Origin of the sequence: Komagataeibacter swingsii (genome assembly GCF_003207895.1) — a bacterium.
GTDB classification, from domain to species: Bacteria; Pseudomonadota; Alphaproteobacteria; order Acetobacterales; family Acetobacteraceae; genus Komagataeibacter; species Komagataeibacter swingsii.
The window spans coordinates 95,469-112,678 of record NZ_NKUB01000005.1; the positions used below are offsets into that span (position 1 = coordinate 95,469).

At 65.1% G+C, this 17,210-nt stretch carries 17 protein-coding genes; 7 read left to right on the top strand and 10 right to left on the bottom strand.

The annotated features are described in order from the left end of the window. Nucleotides 1-190: 190 nt before the first annotated feature. The 3 genes from CFR76_RS06145 to aroB all read right to left on the bottom strand — a co-directional run bounded on the left by CFR76_RS06145 (nt 191) and on the right by aroB (nt 4,888). Nucleotides 191-1,285, bottom strand: coding sequence for an OmpA family protein (locus tag CFR76_RS06145; RefSeq protein ID WP_110556333.1), 1,095 nt, complete (start codon nt 1,283-1,285; stop codon nt 191-193). A gap of 403 nt (nt 1,286-1,688) precedes the next feature. Beyond that, nucleotides 1,689-2,879, bottom strand: a complete 1,191-nt coding sequence (locus CFR76_RS06150) for an OmpA family protein (protein ID WP_110556334.1) — start codon at nt 2,877-2,879, stop codon at nt 1,689-1,691. Between the two features lie 275 nt (nt 2,880-3,154). Further along, nucleotides 3,155-4,888 (bottom strand): 3-dehydroquinate synthase, encoded by a 1,734-nt coding sequence (aroB, locus tag CFR76_RS06155; RefSeq protein ID WP_110556335.1) that lies wholly within the window; start codon nt 4,886-4,888, stop codon nt 3,155-3,157. A gap of 128 nt (nt 4,889-5,016) precedes the next feature. Here aroB and CFR76_RS06160 point away from each other — a divergent pair, with 128 nt between their 5' ends. The 3 genes from CFR76_RS06160 (at nt 5,017) to CFR76_RS06170 (ending at nt 7,200) form a co-directional block, all read left to right on the top strand. After that, nucleotides 5,017-5,229 carry a hypothetical protein gene (locus CFR76_RS06160; RefSeq protein WP_110556394.1) on the top strand — a complete coding sequence of 71 codons (213 nt, stop codon included), beginning with the start codon at nt 5,017-5,019 and terminating at the stop codon, nt 5,227-5,229. A gap of 12 nt (nt 5,230-5,241) precedes the next feature. Then, nucleotides 5,242-6,168 (top strand): tyrosine recombinase, encoded by a 927-nt coding sequence (locus CFR76_RS06165; protein WP_110556336.1) that lies wholly within the window; start codon nt 5,242-5,244, stop codon nt 6,166-6,168. 75 nt (nt 6,169-6,243) lie between these two features. After that, on the top strand, nt 6,244-7,200 hold the full coding sequence (locus CFR76_RS06170; protein ID WP_110556395.1) for an acetyl-CoA carboxylase carboxyltransferase subunit alpha: 957 nt from the start codon (nt 6,244-6,246) through the stop codon (nt 7,198-7,200). 17 nt (nt 7,201-7,217) lie between these two features. Here the strand turns inward: CFR76_RS06170 and CFR76_RS06175 are convergent, their stop codons facing one another. After that, nucleotides 7,218-7,976 (bottom strand): competence/damage-inducible protein A, encoded by a 759-nt coding sequence (locus tag CFR76_RS06175; protein WP_167402065.1) that lies wholly within the window; start codon nt 7,974-7,976, stop codon nt 7,218-7,220. A gap of 98 nt (nt 7,977-8,074) precedes the next feature. Here CFR76_RS06175 and CFR76_RS06180 point away from each other — a divergent pair, with 98 nt between their 5' ends. After that, entirely contained in the window at nt 8,075-8,992 is a 918-nt protein-coding gene (locus CFR76_RS06180) for an SMP-30/gluconolactonase/LRE family protein (protein ID WP_110556396.1), read from the top strand. A gap of 189 nt (nt 8,993-9,181) precedes the next feature. On the opposite strand, the gene mutT is transcribed toward CFR76_RS06180, so the two are convergent. From mutT to CFR76_RS06195, 4 genes are read right to left on the bottom strand one after another with little or no spacing between them, the layout of a single operon-like run. Further along, entirely contained in the window at nt 9,182-10,192 is a 1,011-nt protein-coding gene (mutT, locus tag CFR76_RS18690) for an 8-oxo-dGTP diphosphatase MutT (RefSeq protein ID WP_110556338.1), read from the bottom strand. Next, nucleotides 10,189-11,310, bottom strand: a complete 1,122-nt coding sequence (locus CFR76_RS06190; RefSeq protein ID WP_167402066.1) for an aromatic ring-hydroxylating oxygenase subunit alpha — start codon at nt 11,308-11,310, stop codon at nt 10,189-10,191. The genes mutT and CFR76_RS06190 overlap by 4 nt, the downstream gene beginning before the upstream one ends. After that, nucleotides 11,288-11,560 carry a hypothetical protein gene (locus CFR76_RS17955; RefSeq protein WP_167402067.1) on the bottom strand — a complete coding sequence of 91 codons (273 nt, stop codon included), beginning with the start codon at nt 11,558-11,560 and terminating at the stop codon, nt 11,288-11,290. Before CFR76_RS17955 ends, CFR76_RS06190 begins: the two co-directional genes overlap by 23 nt. Nucleotides 11,561-11,580: 20 nt before the next feature. Further along, a complete protein-coding gene (locus tag CFR76_RS06195; RefSeq protein ID WP_110556339.1) occupies nt 11,581-12,453 on the bottom strand; it encodes an ATP-binding protein in 873 nt (290 codons plus the stop codon). 172 nt (nt 12,454-12,625) lie between these two features. Between CFR76_RS06195 and yajC the strand changes: the two genes are divergently transcribed. Both yajC and CFR76_RS06205 read left to right on the top strand, forming a co-directional pair. Then, nucleotides 12,626-13,012 (top strand): preprotein translocase subunit YajC, encoded by a 387-nt coding sequence (gene yajC, locus CFR76_RS06200; RefSeq protein WP_110556340.1) that lies wholly within the window; start codon nt 12,626-12,628, stop codon nt 13,010-13,012. 85 nt (nt 13,013-13,097) lie between these two features. Further along, the gene (locus CFR76_RS06205) at nt 13,098-14,531 is read left to right on the top strand and encodes a sugar porter family MFS transporter (RefSeq protein WP_208623944.1); all 1,434 of its coding nucleotides are present in this window, start codon (nt 13,098-13,100) and stop codon (nt 14,529-14,531) included. A gap of 78 nt (nt 14,532-14,609) precedes the next feature. Here the strand turns inward: CFR76_RS06205 and CFR76_RS06210 are convergent, their stop codons facing one another. Continuing rightward, on the bottom strand, nt 14,610-15,218 hold the full coding sequence (locus CFR76_RS06210; RefSeq protein ID WP_110556398.1) for a superoxide dismutase: 609 nt from the start codon (nt 15,216-15,218) through the stop codon (nt 14,610-14,612). A gap of 129 nt (nt 15,219-15,347) precedes the next feature. Here CFR76_RS06210 and CFR76_RS06215 point away from each other — a divergent pair, with 129 nt between their 5' ends. After that, on the top strand, nt 15,348-16,202 hold the full coding sequence (locus tag CFR76_RS06215; protein ID WP_110556342.1) for a squalene/phytoene synthase family protein: 855 nt from the start codon (nt 15,348-15,350) through the stop codon (nt 16,200-16,202). Between the two features lie 132 nt (nt 16,203-16,334). Here CFR76_RS06215 and CFR76_RS06220 read toward each other — a convergent pair whose 3' ends face one another. Then, a complete protein-coding gene (locus CFR76_RS06220) occupies nt 16,335-17,210 on the bottom strand; it encodes an NAD(P)-dependent oxidoreductase (protein ID WP_110556343.1) in 876 nt (291 codons plus the stop codon).

Genomic DNA, 17,210 nt, shown 5'->3' on the forward strand with positions numbered 1-17,210 from the left:
AGACTTTTTGTATCTGATTACAATTGAATATGTGGGGAACAGTTCACGCGAAACAATGGTTTAATAAAATATTCAGGACATTTCGTGGCATGGACAGCACAGTGGGGCTGTTTCTTCGCGCATATGAAAGTTTGGGCATAAAAAAGGGAGCACAAAGTGCTCCCTTTCTTTTGTGACCGGTTGGTCGGGATCAGTGCAGGATGATCTCGACGCGACGGTTCTGGGGTTCACGCGTGTCGGGGCCAGTCGGCACCAGCGGGTGCGCTTCACCGTAGCCATGGATGTCGATGGCGTTGGCGGGCACACCGTCACGGATCAGTTCAGCCTTCACGCTGTCCGCACGACGCATGGACAGGCCAAGGTTGTACTTCTCACCACGCGGGCCAGGATGGGCCGCGGTGTTGTCGGTGTAGCCGTTGACTTCGATACGGGTCGTCTGGACGTGGGTGGAAGCCTGGGCGGCTTCCGCCACGATCTCACGCGAGCGGCCGGTAAGGGCTGCGCCATCCCAGTCGAAGAACACCAGGTAGGTACGGGCTGCGGTCGGTGCGGGCGGCACGACGGCAGGGGCCGGCGGCGGCGGCGGCGGCGCGTTGTTGAACGCGTAGCGGACGCCAACGATGAACTGGTGGTTGAAGCGGTGGTCGAAGCTGGCGTGACCCGTGCCTTCCGGCCCGCTGGCGGTGTAGTTGCCCATGGTGAAGGAGGAGGGCTGGCCGATCATGCGGTATTCGGTGGTCATCTGCAGGCCAGGGACGCCGGGGATGTCGTAGGCAGCACCCACGATGCCCTGATAGGCGAAGCCGCCCTTGGTGCCGCTCAGGCTGCGCGCGGCATTGTTGCCGACGGTCACGTCATGCGCGTTCTGCCACAGGTAACCGGCGCCGACACCGACGAACGGCGTTACGGGCACGTCGATGTTGAACAGGCGCTTCAGGTCGATGTCATACAGGACGTTGATGAAGCCGCCATAGGAGCGGTCGCTGCCCTTGTCGCCACGGGTCTTGCTGTAGATCTCGGACCAGTTGTAGTCACCCTCGATCTCAGCACGCAGGCCGTTGCCGAAGCCCCAGCCGAATGCACCGAAGCCGGTCCAGCCATGACGGTGGCCCAGCTTTTCACGGCCCGGGCCGTCTTCCGTGTCGGCAAAGTGCCCGTGCTGGGTCTGGGTCAGGTTGTAGCCGCCGCCGATATCGACATACGGGCCGGTGATGGTCGTTGCTTTGGCGGCGAACGGTGTCGCGGCCAGCAGGCTGGTTGCCAGTAACGCTGCGCGAAGACGCATGTTTCAGTCCTTAACTCTGTTGTTGCAGGGCAGAGCCCTATCTTGTGTCGGGCAATGGATTTGCCCCGAGACAGGGCAGCCTGAGATTACCCGCAAGCTATGATGCGGGATTAGCCTGTCTGGGCTGACTTGAGAATGGGCAAAATGCCGCATGGCAATGAGGTGTGACCAAAAACACACATATCTTTCAGGCCCTTTGGCGACATTTCATGAAAAGTCCCGATTTTATAAGGTTTTTTTGGAAGTCGTATAATAGACCCCTTTATTTTGCATAGGACAGTGCCGCAAACCGGGGGGCTGATTCGTGGCCTGTCGTGCATCGGAACGATTCGATATGGAAAGGGGAGCATCCGGTGCTCCCCTGCAAATAGGCATATTTATCAGTTTATTGCCGTATGCGGCGTCAGTGCAGGATAATTTCGACGCGACGGTTCTGGGGTTCACGTGTATCGGGCTGGGTCACGACCAGGGGATGGGCCTCGCCATAGCCGTGGATGTCGATGCCGCTGGCGGGTACGCCATCACGGATCAGTTCGGCCTTCACGCTGTCCGCGCGGCGCAGGGACAGGCCAAGATTGTATTTCTCGCCACGCGGGCCGGGATGGGCCGATGTGTTGTCGGTATAGCCGTTGACCTCGATGCGGGTCGTCCGGACATGGGTGGAAGCCTGGGCCGCTTCCGCCACGATTGCGCGCGCGCGGTCGGTCAGGGCCGCGCCATCCCAGTCAAAGAACACGAGATAGGTCCGCGCCGCGCTGGGGGCGGGGGGCACCACGGCGGGTGCGGGCGGCGGCGGTGGCGGCGCGTGGTTGAAGGCGTAGCGGACGCCCACGATGAACTGGTGATTGAAGCGATGGTCGTAGCTCAGCGTGCGGTCGCCGCCGCCTGTCTGGTTGATATTGCCCATGGCGAAGGATTCCACCTGCCCGATCATGCGGTATTCGGTGGTCATCTGCAGGCCGGGCACGCCGGGGATGTCATAGGCGGCGCCCACGATGCCCTGATAGGCGAAGCTGCCATTCGTGCCGTTCTGGCGTATGTTCAGGCTGCTGGTGATGGGGGTGCTGGCATCCACGTTCTGCCACAGGTAGCCGGCGCCGACACCGACGAAGGGTGTCACGGGCACGTCGATGTTGAACAGGCGCTTCAGGTCGATGTCATACAGCACGTTGACGAACCCGCCATAGGACCGGTCGCTGCCGCTGGTCCTGCCGCTCTGGTGGCGGCCATCGCCCGTGGAGTCCCGATAGCCGGTCAGGGCGGACCAGTTGTAATCCCCTTCGATTTCAGCGCGCAGGCCGTTGCCGAAGCCCCAGCCGAACGTGGCAAACCCGGTCCAGCCGTCGCCATGTTCCATGCGTTCGCGTGAATGGGCTTCCTTCAGCAACCGGGCATTATCCGATGCGTCAAGGTAACCATCGGTTTTCACATTGTTTTCGTACTGGTTCCTGTCAAAGCCATGCGCATGCTGGGTCTGGGTCAGATCGTAGCCGCCGCCAATATCGACATAGGGGCCTGTAATCGTCGTGGCCATGGCGGTGGCGAACGGCGCGGCACCAAGTGCGGTCGCCAGTAATACCATGCGAAGACGCATATTCCCGTCCTTGAGGATGCTTGATCAGATGCCTTCTTTTTGTGGAGATGGGGGCATGTTCCACACTGGCCTGATGCATGTTGATACAGTTGGCCCGGGGGCCATATCGCAATGCCAGCGGGAAGGGGTGAGACGGGAATGCAGGGAAACCTGCCCGCACCTGTCCATGGCTGGATCGTTGTGCGGGGCAAAGGTTGAGATAATATTAAACGTCGTTTCCAGACCGGCCCTGTCTGGAATGGCGTTGCACAAATATCACATGCGCCGGCATGGGGTCAGGGCGTGCAGCCATCCGCGCGCAGCACGTCCAGCACGACATCATCGGGCACGTCACGGCAGGTGAAGGCCCGGCCAATGCCGCGCACCAGCACGAAGGACAGGCGGCCGTCGCGCATCTTCTTGTCGCGCTGCATGTTGCGTACAAGCTGGGCCGCGGAGAAATTGCGCCCCGTATCGCTGATCCGCGCGGGCATGGATAGCCGTTCGAGGTGACGGGTCACGCGGTCCAGGTCCTCCGCCGGGCAGTAGCCCAGCCGGACCGACAGCATGAACGCCAGCCGCAGGCCGATGGACACGGCCTCCCCATGCAACAGGCTGCCATTATAGCCCATCTCGGCCTCCAGCGCGTGGCCGAAGGTGTGGCCGAGGTTGAGCAGCGCGCGGCCATCGGCCTTGCGTTCCTCGCGTTCATCCGCCACGACCACCCGCGCCTTGAACGCGCAGGCCATGCGGATGGCCTCGGCCTGCATGGCCGGGTCGCCATCCAGCACGTCCGCCCCATGGCGTTCGCACCAGTCGAACAGGCCGGCATCCCCCAGCAGCCCCGACTTGACGATTTCGGCATAGCCCGCGCGCAGTTCGCGCACCGGCAGGGTGGCAAGGGCGGAGGTATCGGCCAGCACCGCGATCGGCTGGTGGAACGCGCCCAGCAGGTTCTTGCCAAACGGGGTGTTGATGCCGGTCTTGCCGCCCACGGACGAATCCACCTGCGACAGCAGCGTGGTGGGGATCTGCACGAAGGGCAGGCCCCGCAGCGTGGTGGCGGCGCAGAAACCGGCCAGATCCCCCACCACGCCACCGCCCAGCGCCACGACCGTGGTGCCGCGTTCGACATGCGCCTCCAGCAGGGCGTTGGTCACGCGTTCGTACATGGTGATGGTCTTTGACCCCTCGCCGGGGGGGATGGTGATGACCTCGGCGCGAATTCCGGTTTCCTCCAGCCCTTCCAGCAGGCGGGGCAGGTGCAGGGGGGAGACGGTTTCATCCGTCAGCACCATCACGCGCTTCTGCGGCAGGACGGGGGCCAGCAGCGCGCCGGCGCGCCGGATCACGTCGGGGCCGATCACGACGTCATAGCTGGCGCGGTCCAGCCGCACCGGCACCCGCAATGGCTGCCGGTTGTGTTTCAGGGCCTGCATGACATGGTCGGCGCTGTGTTCCACGTTGTCGTCTCCACAATCCACGATGATATCGGCTTCGGCATAGACCGGATGGCGCAGTTCCATAAGGTTCGCCAGCACCGCATGGGGGGACGCCGCGTTCAGCAGGGGGCGGTGCGTGCGGTCGGCCACGCGCTGCACCAGCACCGGCAGCGGGCAGCGCAGCCAGATGGATATCGCATGTTCGCGCACGCTGGCGCGCGTGCGGGAATCCATGAATGCGCCCCCGCCCGTCGCCAGCACCACGGGGGGGCCGGACAGCAGGCGGCGGATGACCAGCCGTTCGCCCCGGCGGAATTCGGGTTCGCCGTATTTCTGGAACAGGTCGGCGATGGTGTAGCCGGCCGCGCGCTCGATTTCCTCGTCCGAATCGACAAAGGGCACCCCCAGTTGCGCGGCGAGGATGCGGCCGATCGTCGTCTTGCCCGCGCCCATAAGCCCGACCAGTACGATGGTGCGTCCACTGCCCGGCAGCCGTGGCATGGCGGGGCCGACGGCATTGAGGTCAAGCGGTATGGCGAGCGACGGGGCGGCCGGCGCGTGCCGGTCGGGGGGAATCTGGCGTGACATGCCGGACAACCTAACATACAGCAGGATGGAACCGGTAGAGTCCGCGCCTGGGTCCGGCCATGCGCGCGAAAGTGTGTCACCGGCCCGGTCATGGACCACCGGATGTGCTGGATATGGGAAGCGGTTGGATGATCCGTATTGTTATTGCCGTCATAGGCGTCCTGGTCGTGTGCGCGGTGGGGGGATTCTTCTCCCTTGGCGCCTTTCCGCCCGCGCTGGTGCAGCAGGACGTGCACAGGGATATTGCGTTCGCGGCCCCCGCGGCGCTGGGCACGCCGGCCCCCCTGCCGGTGGCGCCGCTCGCCCCGGTGGCGGCCCCGATGGCCGCGCCCGCGCAGTAGGCGGCGGGCCACATGGTCGCGGACGGGGTTGACGCCTTTCTGGAAATGCAGGCGGCCGAGCGTGGCGCGGCGCTGAACACCATCAGCGCCTATGCCCGCGACCTGGGGGACATGATGCAGGCGCTGCGCGCACGGGGCGTCTCGCCCCTTGACGCGGGGGAGGACGACCTGCGCGATTACCTGTCCGGCCTTGCGCGGCAGGGGCTGGCCCCGCGCACGCAGGCCCGCAGGCTGTCCTGCCTGAAGCAGTATTTCCTGTTCCTGGCGCGTGAGGGGATGCGACCCGGCAACCCGGCCGCCCTGCTGGAAGCCCCGCGCCTGGATACGCCCCTGCCACGTTTCCTGTCGGAGGCGGAGGTCACGGCGCTGCTGGCCGCGTGCGCGCCGGAAGCGGATGCGACGCCCGCGCGCAGGCGCAGGCTGCTTGCGGCGCGCGCGGCGCTGGAAATGCTGTATGCATCGGGCCTGCGCATATCCGAACTGCTGTCGCTGCCGCGCCGCGCGCTGGATGCGGCGCCGGGCATGATGCTGGTGCGTGGCAAGGGCGGGCGGGAACGCATGGTGCCCATGTCCGCCCGCGCCCGCGCCGCGGCCCGGGCGCTTATGGATGAGGACGCGGGGCGGAAAAGCCCGTACCTGTTTCCCGGCCGGGGGGCGGCGGTCCGGCCCATGACGCGGCAGGGCTTTGACCGGATCATCCATGATGTGGCGCTGCGGGCGGGACTGGACCCGCAACGGCTGTCGCCGCATGTGCTGCGGCATTCCTTCGCAACGCACCTGCTGGCCCACGGGGCCGACCTGCGGGCGTTGCAGGTAATGCTGGGCCATGCCGATATCGCCACGACCCAGATCTATACCCACGTGATGCTGGACCGCCTGCGTGACGCGGTGGCGCAGCACCATCCGCTGTCGGCAATGCATGACGCGGCGGCGACATAGACAAAAATGCACGGCAGGGCGAATTCCCTGCGTGAAAATGTTTGGCTGGCGTGCAGGCTGTGCTATCGGCAGCGCATGCGCCAGTTTCTAGATTTCGAAAAGTCGGTCGCCGAACTTGAGAACAAGATCGACGAGCTTCGCAGGATGTCCGGTCCGGACGGGATCAACATCGCCGAAGAGATCACCCGGTTGAGCGAGAAAGCCGACCGGCAGTTGCGTACGGCCTATGCCAAGCTGACGCCGTGGCAGAAGGTGCAGGTCGCCCGCCACGCCCAGCGCCCGCATACGCTTGATTACATCAAGGCCCTGATTACGGAATTCGCGCCGCTGGCCGGTGACCGCCTGTTTGGTGATGACAAGGCCATCATTGGCGGCGTGGGCCGGTTCAAGGGCACGCCCGTCGTGGTGATCGGGACCGAACGCGGGGCCGAGATCGAGACGCGGCTCAAGCACAATTTCGGCATGGCCCGGCCGGAAGGCTATCGCAAGGCGCAGCGGCTGATGAAGCTGGCCGGGCGATTCGGCCTGCCGGTCCTGACCTTTATCGACACATCCGGCGCATGGCCGGGCATCGATGCGGAAGCGCGCGGACAGGCGGAAGCCATCGCGCGGTCCATCGAAACCTGCCTGAACGTGCCCGTGCCGGTGATCGCCACCGTCATTGGCGAAGGCGGCTCCGGCGGGGCCGTGGCGCTGGGGGCCGGTGACCGGGTGATGATGCTGGAACACGCCATCTATTCCGTGATCTCGCCCGAGGCATGCGCCTCCATCCTGTGGCGTGATCCCAAGCAGGCCCCCACGGCGGCGGATGCGCTCAAGCTGACGGCGCAGGACCTGCTGCAGTTGCGGCTGATCGACCGGATCATTCCCGAACCGCTGGGCGGCGCGCAGCGCGAACCGGCGGCCGCGATTCGCGCGGTGGGTGACGCCATTGCCGCCGAACTGCCGGGGCTGCTGGCCAAGGACCCCGTGCTGCTCAAGGCGCAGCGGCGTGAGAAATTCCTGGCCATGGGGCGTGACGCCGTCGCCTGACCCGCGCCCGGCCTGCCTCAGGCCTTCGGCGGCTCCCCCGCCTGCGGGGTGAAGCCTAGGCGTTCGATCAGGTCGCGCACGGCGCTGGATGCGGCCTTTACACCGTCCGCGTCCGTTCCCTTGCACAACAGGCACACGCCCCGGCTGCTTTCATCAAGGCGGTAGGGATAGGACCCGATATCGATGTCGGGGTAACGCTGCTGTATCATTTCCAGGCCGGCGGCCAGGCTGCCTTCATACAGGCCGTTGGCATGCCATGCCGCTGACGTGACCGGCGTGCCATGGGGCAGGGTGGGCAGCACTTCCTCGAACATCGCGCGCATGATGCGCGGCACGCCCGCCATGACATGGACATTGCCCATGGTGAAGCCGGGGGCCACCGAAACCGCATTGCGGATGGGCACCGCCCCCTGCGGCATCGTGGCCATGCGCTGGCGGGCGGCGTTGAATTCGGCGGGCGTGAAATGGGCTTCAAGCAGGCGGAACGTCTCGGGATGGTGGACCCAGGGCACGCCAAACGATTCCGCCACGCAGGCGGAGGTGATATCGTCATGCGTCGGCCCGATGCCGCCGGTGGTAAAGACATTGTCATAGGCGGCGCGGGCTTCGGTCACGTTGCGCACGATGACGGCGCGGATGTCCGGTATGATCCGGACCTCGCTCAATGTAATGCCGGTTTCCGACAGGCGGCGGGCGATATACTGCACGTTCACGTCCTGTGTGCGACCGGACAGGATCTCGTTGCCGATGACCAGCAGGCAGGCGGTGGGGTTCATGATGCGTGTGTCCAACAGGTTGCGGGTGGAAGCCGTTTTGCCGCCACCCTATAACGACAGCCCCCCTACCGGAAGGAGAAGCCATGAATACGGCGGCGATGCCACAACTGCAGTGCGTATGGGATATCCGGGCGGAACTGGGCGAAGGCCCCGTATGGTCCGTACGGGAACAGGTGCTTTATTTTGTCGATATCGCCGGGCAGGCCATCCATCGCCTTCACCCCGCCAGCGGCGCACGCGCGTCATGGCCCACGCCGCTGCGTCCCGGTTTTGTGACGCCGGTCAGTGACGGCACGCTCCTGTGCGGGCTGAAGGACGGGCTGTACAGCCTGGACCCGACAGGCGGTGAATTCCGCAGGGAGGTCGCGGTCGAACCCGGCCTGCCGGGCAACCGGATCAACGATGGCTGTGTCGATTCGAAGGGGCGGCTGTGGTTCGGCACCATGGATGATGGCGAAAGCGTACCTAGCGGCGCGCTGTATTCCGTGACCCGCAGGGCGGGCGGGCTGGATGTCCGGCACCATGATGAGGGATATGTCGTCACCAACGGCCCCGGCATTTCCCCCGACGGTCGGCGTCTGTACCATAACCATTCCCCCGCCGGGATCATTTACGTGTTCGACCTGGCCGATGATGGCAGCCTGTCGAACCGGCGCGTCTTCGCACGTGTCGGTGACGGCTACCCCGATGGCGTGGTGGTCGATAGCGCGGGCACGTTATGGGTTGGCGTATGGAACGGGGGGCGGATCGCACGGTTTCTGCCCGATGGCACCGCGCTGCCGGCCATTCCCGTGCCCGGGGCGCTGAACGTGACCAAGGTGGCCTTTGGCGGTCCGGACCTGCGCACGGCCTATGTTACCACGGCGCGCAGGAATACGCCGCCTGACCGTCTGGCGCGGATGCCACAGGCGGGCAGCCTGTTCAGCCTGCGTGTCGATGTGCCGGGACAGGCGCCGGTTGCCTTTCCCGCCACCGAATTCGACGCCCTGCATGGCATGACGCTGGGCCGGGACTGACCGCGCCGCCTGTAGGGGCGCATATCCCGCGCCCTGTAGGTCTTTTTTGAAAACAGGCCATTGGACAAAAATAGAAGTTTTTGGGTGTCACCTTTTTTCAAAAAGGTGACGTTTCCTGAAGCTTTTTGAAAAAAAGCTTCACCCAAAACGTCTTTATGATTTCCTGAAGGCAGGCTGTTTAAAAGCGCCTTACAGCAGGTCCTGCAGCAGCGGGATCAGGGGCCGGTCGGCATCGGGCATGGGGTAATCCCGCAGGTCATGGGCCGCCACCCATTTCAACGTCTGCCCTTCGCGCGGGGTTGGCGTGTTTTTCCACCGATGGCAGACATAAACGGGCATGAGCAGGTGAAAATGCCCGTAATCGTGGGAAACGAAGGTAAACGGCGCAAGGCAGGAGCGCGCGACATCCAGCCCCAGTTCCTCATCCAGTTCGCGGATCAGGGCTTCCTCTGGCGTTTCCCCTGCCTCGACCTTGCCGCCGGGGAATTCCCACAGCCCCGCCATGGATTTGCCCTCGGGCCTGCGGGCCAGCAGCACGCGGGCATCGGAATCCACCAGGGCCACGGCCGCGACCAGCACGACCTTGCGGGCATTGCCCGTGGCCTGCGCCATTTCCCCGGCCATAGCCTCGCCCGACAGGTCGGCATGGCGCGCCTCGAACAGGCGGACGGGATATTCCCCCCCGCGTGAGACGAATTCCTGCGATCCCGTCCCGTTTTCCCGAAAGCCGATCCGCTTCAGCACCGCGACGGAGGCATGGTTGTCGTGCGCCGCCGATGCCGTCAGGCGGTCCACCGGCAGGTTCGCCAGCGCCCAGCGCGCCAGCCGGCCCGCCGTGGTGGTGGCGACCTTGCGGTTCCAGTGCGCCCGGCCCACCCAGTACCCCAGCGAACAGGACCGGTCGGCGCTGTTGATGCGCAGGCCGATGCACCCGATCAGCGAATCAGGCTGGTCGGAGCCGGGGCATGTAATGGCGAAATGATAGGCTTCGCCACGCTGCGACTGTTCGATGGTGGCGGCGATCCAGTCCTCGGTCAGGGCCAGCGAGTAGGGGAATGGAACGCGGCTGAGCATCCGCACCACGCTCCAATCATTGATCAGCCTGTGCATGGTGCCCGCATCGGAGGTGCGGACTTCGCGCAGGCGGTATTCCCCGGCATCCAGAAGGGTGCCCGAACCATGTGCTCCCTGCATGCTCATGCGGGCAGGGCGCCCCTGGCGACCGGTGCCGGGGCATCCTGCCTGGCGGGTAGCCCGCATTCCACCAGCAGTTCGCGCAGGTTGCAGATGACCGGGAAGATTTCCTGGTTCCGGTCGCCGCCCTGTTCGTACCAGGCGTTCTGTTCCAGTTCCACGATCTCCCGGTCTTCACGGAAAATCCGTTCGGTAAACGCGGTCAGGAACGGCCATGCCAGGTCCAGTATGCCCGGGATGCCCGGCCGCTTGATCGACAGCAGCCCGAAAACCCGGTTGGTCAGTTCCGCCTCATCCTGCGGCACGTACGCGATCCACAGGTCCATGACCGGCGCGCTGTCGCCTGTCTGGATATGAAGTGTCTGGTAGGGATAGGTGGTGCGGATGGTCATGACGTCGCGATGGGCGAATTTTTCGCTGTTGTCGCGCTTCTGGCCAAAGATCAGCGCCTCGCCGATCGGCTGCTTGCCGCCGGTGCGCGCGAAGCTGTAGCGCGCTTCCACCAGCCCGGGGCCACGTTCCTGCCCCAGGAAGCGGGGCTTCATCTGGCCCATCTGCTTCATGTGCATGAACTGGTGGTTCATGTCCATCAGGTTCTCGTGCATGAAGCTGTAGTGGCACTGCACGAGCTGGCCGAAGCGGCGGGTCTTGTAGGCCGGGTTGGCCACTTCCGCCAGGCGGGGGAAGGGTGTTGTCTCCGCCTTGGCGGGATCACCGGGAAAGACAAAGATCAGGCCATCGGCTTCGCGCACGGGATAGGTGCGCACCCCGTTGGGCAGCTTGCCCTTGCCCAGGTATGGCACGTCAATGCAGCGCCCCGACCGGCCATAGGCCCAGCCGTGGTAGCAGCACTGGACCGATTCGCCCTTGACGGTGCCTTTGCTCAGCGGAACCTGCCGGTGGGCGCAGCGGTCTTCCAGCGCGAACACGCTGCCGCCTTCCTTCGGGCGCACAAGGGCGATGGGCTGCCCGGCATAGCGGGTGCCTATGGTCTTGCCTGGCTTCAGTTCCCGCGACCAGGCGACGGGGTACCAGAAATCGGGGTTGGCACGAATTCGGCGCAGATCCCGCCCGGTGACCGGGGCGGAGGACTGCATGCTGTCAGGCGATAACGACTGATCCATTGTCTCTCTTGACTGTTAACAGGGCATGGCAGCCGGATGTGCCATGGAACAGGATGCCGGTCACATGCCGGAAGGTGGTGCATATTCGACCGTATCGTGCCGCCATGGCGATATTAAGGATGTTTTTTAACCGCAGGGCAAATGGTTCAGCGCCATAATGTTTTGTAATGTATTGTCGCACCGTGCCCCGACCGTTTCCCCGCTGCTGCCATGGGTGTTGATGGTGATGCCACCATGGCAGGCAGGACATGGATCAATCCTTGTTATGGATCATGCTTGGGCCGAAAGTTCCGCGCTCAGGTCCTCGATGAACTGGAATGCGACACGTCCCGACCGGCCACCGCGCGACAGCGACCACGCATTGGCCCGCCGGGTCAGGTCCGCATCCGTGATCGGCAGGCGGCGTTCCTTCGCATAGGCGCGGACCATGTCCATGAAGGTATCCTGCGCGCAGTTGTGGAATCCGATCCACAGGCCGAAGCGGTCGGACAGCGAGACCTTTTCCTCTGTCGCCTCGGCGGTGTTGATGGCGGTTGAACTTTCGTTCTCGATCATCTCGCGCGGCATCAGGTGGCGGCGGTTGGATGTGGCATAGAACAGCACGTTCTGCGGCCGCCCGGCGATCCCGCCATCCAGCACCGATTTCAGGGCCTTGTAATCCGCGTCCTCGCGCTCGAACGACAGGTCATCGCAGAAGACGATGAAGCGGCGCGGGCTTTCACGCAGCAGGGCAAGCAGGTCGGGCAGGGTGGACAGGTCCTCGCGCTGGATTTCAACCAGCACCAGCCGCCCCCGGCCCGGCGCCGCGGGCCTGCCATCCACCAGGTTCGCCTGCGCGTGGGCCGCCTTGACCAGTGATGACTTGCCCATGCCGCGCGCGCCCCACAGCATGGCGTTGTTGGCCGGCAGGCCCCCTGCGAAATGCAGCGTGTTGTCCAGCAGCATCCTGCGCTGGCGGTCGATGCCCTGCAGCAGGGCCATGTCCACATGGGCGACATGGGGCACGGCCGTCAGGCGGCCAAGGCCGGGATGCCAGATGAAGGCGTCCGCCCGGTCCAGCCCGGCAAGCGAGGGCGCGGGCGGCGAAAGCCGTTCAAGGGCCGCCGCGATACGTTCGAGAAGGGGGAGGGAAGTACTGTCCATCGTCGTTCCTGATTCCAGCATGACTGTGTGCGATGGCGTATGCCACCAGGCGATCCGGAGCGCGTTGGCCAGCCGGGGCAGGCGAACGCCTTGACGGGAAACAGGCGAAAACTATGGTCCGCATGGCAAAGTCGCAACCCGTTCAATCCCTCATTATGCCGGAAAGATCATAATGCCTTCCATTATCAATGATTTGCTGACCACTCCCGCCCATGCCCAGTCGGCTGGCGGCCTGCTGAGCGGGGACGGCATCATGGCCGTGCTGCCGTACGTGGCCATGTTCGCCATTTTCTATTTCCTGCTGATACGCCCGCAGCAGGTCAAGCAGAAGCAGTTGCGCAACCAGCTTGCCGGCCTGCGCCGGGGCGACCGGGTGCTGACGGCGGGCGGCATCATCGGCGTGGTGCAGAAAGTCCAGGCGGAATCGAACGAGGTCGAGGTCGAGATCGCGCCCGGCGTGCGCGTGAACGTGCTGCGTGACACCATCGGTTCGGTCATTACCAGCGCGGGCGCGCCCGCCAATGATACGGCCCCCGACAAGCCCGCCAGGAACAGCTGACGCCCTTTTCCCCGCCTGATCGCGGGCGGGGGTGAACTTCCCCCGCATTATGCCGTTGCTTACTGTAACATCTGGAGTAGGCATGATGCACAGGCAGCCTGGCAACGCAGAGACTGGTCCCGTCATCCGGCATGGGCCGGCCCTGCGGGGGCGTGCGGGGTTGATCGGTGGTCTTGCGGCGCTGTCGGGCATCCTGTTCGGGCTGGATACGGGTGTCATGTCCGGTGCGCTGGACCTGATCTCGCAGGAATTCATCCTGTCGGATTTCCAGCGCGAATCCATGGTGGGCGTCATGCTGCTGGGTGCGGCGCTTGGCGTGCTGGGCGCGGCATGGCTGTCGCATCGCTGCGGGCGCAAGCGCACGCTGGTGCTGACGGCGGGGCTGTTCGTGATCGGTCCCCTGTTATGCGCCGAATCCACATCCTACCGCACGCTCATGCTGGCGCGGCTGCTGCTGGGGCTGGCGACCGGGGCGACCACGTTCACCACACCGCTTTATATCGCCGAAATTGCCGATTCCGGGCGCCGGGGCGCGATGATATTGGGCTACCAGCTCATGATCTCGTGCGGGTTGCTTGCGGCGTTCGTGTCCGACGGGCTGTTTTCCTATTTTGGCGGATGGCGGTGGATGCTGGGCGTCGTGGGCTTTCCGGGGCTGGTGTTCATGATGGGGGTGCTGTTCCTGCCACCCAGCCCGCGCTGGCTGCTGGCGCAGGGGCGCGAGCGCGATGCGCGCCGCGTGCTGATCGAACTGCGCGGCCTGCCCCGGCTGGTCATGGCCGAACGCAACGCCATCATGGCCCGCCTGTCCGCGCGGCGGGACGGGATCGGCAGTTTCATGAAGGACCCGAACTGTCGCCGCGCCATGTGGCTGGCGGTGGGGCTGCAGGTGGCGCAGCAGTTTTCGGGCATCAACGCGGTGCTGTATTACGCGCCCTACATCATCGGGTTGGTGGGGTATGGCCATTACGTGCAGGTCTGGGGGCCGGTCGGGATCGGGTTCATCAACCTGCTGTCCACCTGCATCGCCACGACCTGCGTGGACCGGGTCGGGCGCAGGCCGATGCTGATCGGCGGCTTTGCCGTCATGGCGCTGGCCATGGCGGGGCAGGCGGTCATGGTGGCGCACGGCATGCCCCCCGCGCCGGGGATGCGGCTGCTCATGGGGGCGTGCATGCTGGTGTTCGTCGCGGCGTTCGCGTTTGCGGCGGGACCGCTGACGTGGCTGCTCTGCGCCGAAATCCTGCCGCTGCGCGGGCGTGAATTCGGCATGGCGTGTTCCACCTGCGCCAACTGGGTCGCCAACATGCTGGTCAGCGCCACGTTCCTGACCGGGCTGGAAATCATGGGCGCGGACGGGGTGCTGTGGGGGTATGCCGGGCTGAATGCGGTGTTCATGGTCATGGTGGCGCTGCGCGTGCCTGAAACACGTGGCATGACGCTGGAACAGATCGAGGTGGAACTGATGCGCGGCACCCCGCTGCGGGCGCTGGGCACGCGGATGCATTCGCGGGCGTGACGGGGACGCCGTGACCTGCTTACGCAAAAAACCCGGCGCAGGGCCGGGTTTTTCGGTCCGTTACCTGAAAACAGGCAATCAGGCGGACTGGAGCTGGGCTTCGGCGAACTCGTAGTTGGCCAGCTTGTCCAGGTAGTTGGTGATGTAGTCGGGACGGCGGTTGCGGAAGTCGAGGTAGTAGGAGTGTTCCCACACATCCAGGCCCAGCAGCACCTTGCCCTGGCCTTCGGCCAGCGGGTTGGAGCCATTGGCGGTCTTGGTCACCTTCAGCTTGCCGTCGGAACCCAGCACCAGCCATGCCCAGCCCGAGCCGAACTGCGATGCGGCGGCGGCCTTGAAATCGGCCTTGAACTTTTCAATGGTGCCGAAATCCTCGACCAGCTTCCTGGACAGGGCATGGGGGATCTCGCCGCCCTTGGGGGCAAGGTTCTGCCAGAACAGGATGTGGTTCCAGTGCTGTCCCGCATTGTTGAACACGGGCGCCATGTCGGGCTTGCCCTTGACCATGAGGATGATTTCCTCAAGCGACTTGCCCTGCAGCTCCGGCTTGGATTCGACAAATCCGTTCAGCGCCGTCACATAGGCCTGATGGTGCTTGTCATGATGCAGTTCCAGCGTTTCCTGGCACATGCCACGGTTGGCAAGGGCATTGTAGGCGAAGGGAAGGGACGGCAATTCGAAAGCCATGAACATTCTCCTGGGAATTGCAAGGAGCGGCATGAAGCCGCCATACCAAGATTGCTATGGGTGCGGAGCGGGTGCGTCAAGTGACGGTCACATGAACACCCCCGCGCCACGCCTTCCGGACCAAACGCCATGACGGGGCGGATGGATGCATGCCAGCCGGTGGGCGCAGGGGCCTCATTCCTGCATGGGGCGCGCCGTATCGACCCTGACCGCTTTTTCTGTGCGCTGTTCGTCCCCCCCGCCGCGCGCATGGCGGCGATGGTGCTGATCGCCTTCAACCATGAATGCACGCGCGCGGTGGCCACACCCGCGTCATGGGCGGTGGCGGGGCCGATGGCGGGGCTGATCCGGCTACAATGGTGGCGCGACGTGCTGGAAAGCGGTAATGCGCAGCGCCACGATACGGCGGCAGCCCTGCTGGGCCTGATGGCGCAGGGCAGGGTGCGGCGCGAGACGCTGGAGGGCATTATTACAGCACGCGAATGTGAACTCGATGGCCTGCCTGACCGGGCAGCCTGGCAGGCATCCATGCTGGATGGCGCGGGCGGCGTGCAGGTCGCCATGGCGCAGGCCGCGGGGTGTGCCGATCCCACGCTGCTGGCGCGCATCCGCCTTATGGGCGGGATTTACGGGGTGGGGGCGCTGGTGCGCCACCTGCCCGCCGTGCTACGCGCGGGGCGCTGCCCATTGCCCGAGGATGCGCTGGCGGCGGTGGGCCTGACACGCGATGGCCTGCGCACCGGGCAGGCCACGCCCACCCAGATCGCCACCCTGCGCGACGGCCTGCGCCAGCAGGGACGGGAATGGCTGGACAGGGTGCGTGAGGGACCGCGCCTGCCGCGCGCGGCCCTTGCCGCCGGGTTGCCGGCTGTCCTCGGCCTGCGTGACATGCGCGGGCATGTGGTGGGGGGCAGGGATGCGTCCCCTCGTGGCGTGGGCGACCGGCTGGCGGTCATGGGTGCGTTGCTGCGCGGGTGGGTCTAGGGATTTTTTTTAAACATCCTGTTGGCAAGATAATAAAAGTTTTTGGGTGCCGACTTTTTTGCAGAAAGGCGGCGTTCCCTGAAGCTTTTTGCAAAAAGCTTCACCAAAAACTTTTGTTGATTTCCAGGGGGTTCAGGGCGTGTTGGCCACCATGCTTTCCATTACGGCGAACAGGGCGGAATAATCCTCGTCCGGGTGGCGGCGGCGCGTCAGCGACAGGCTCTGGGTCGCCGCCGCCATGGCGGGCAGGGGCGCGGTCTGGCGCGCCGCGTCGGTCATGAGCAGGCGCATGTCCTTCTGCATGAGGCGGGCAGGGAACTGCGGGCTGAAATCCCCCGCCTTCGCCGCCTTCAGCTTGCGCTTGTGGTGGGGCGAGATCACCGGCACCGCGTCCAGCGCGTCAAACAGCATGTCCCGCTCCAGCCCGGATGCCAGCCCGTAGGTGACGCCCTCCGCCACGACCGCAAGGGTTGCCCCCATGATGCCGTTGATGACCAGCTTCAGCTTGGACCCGCTGCCAGCAGGCCCGGCATGGATGGTCAGCCGGCCGATGGCGTCGAACACGCCCTGCGCGCGGCTGATGTCGGCCGCCGTGCCGCCCGCCAGCACGATCAGGTTGCCTGACTCCGCTTCCGGCGTGCTGCCGGCCACGGGGGCGTCGATCACGGTGATGTCGCGCGCATGGCCCGCCTGCGCCAGTGCGACGGAGGTTTCGGGGGCGACTGTGCTGGTGTTGACCAGCAGGCCACCGGGCTTCATGCCCGCCAGCACGCCGTCGGGGCCGTTCATGGATTTGTCCAGTGCCTCGTCATCCGGCACGCAGGCAATGACGATATTGGCTTCCTGCGCCAGCGCGCGCGGGGTGGGCAGGAACCGGGTGCTGCCATCGCCCCCCCTGCCCGATGGGGTATAGGCCACGATCCGGTAGCCGGCCTTGACCAGATTGGCCCCCATGCGGGACGCCATGGCCCCGAATCCGACAAAGCCGATCAATGGGGTGGTGGACAT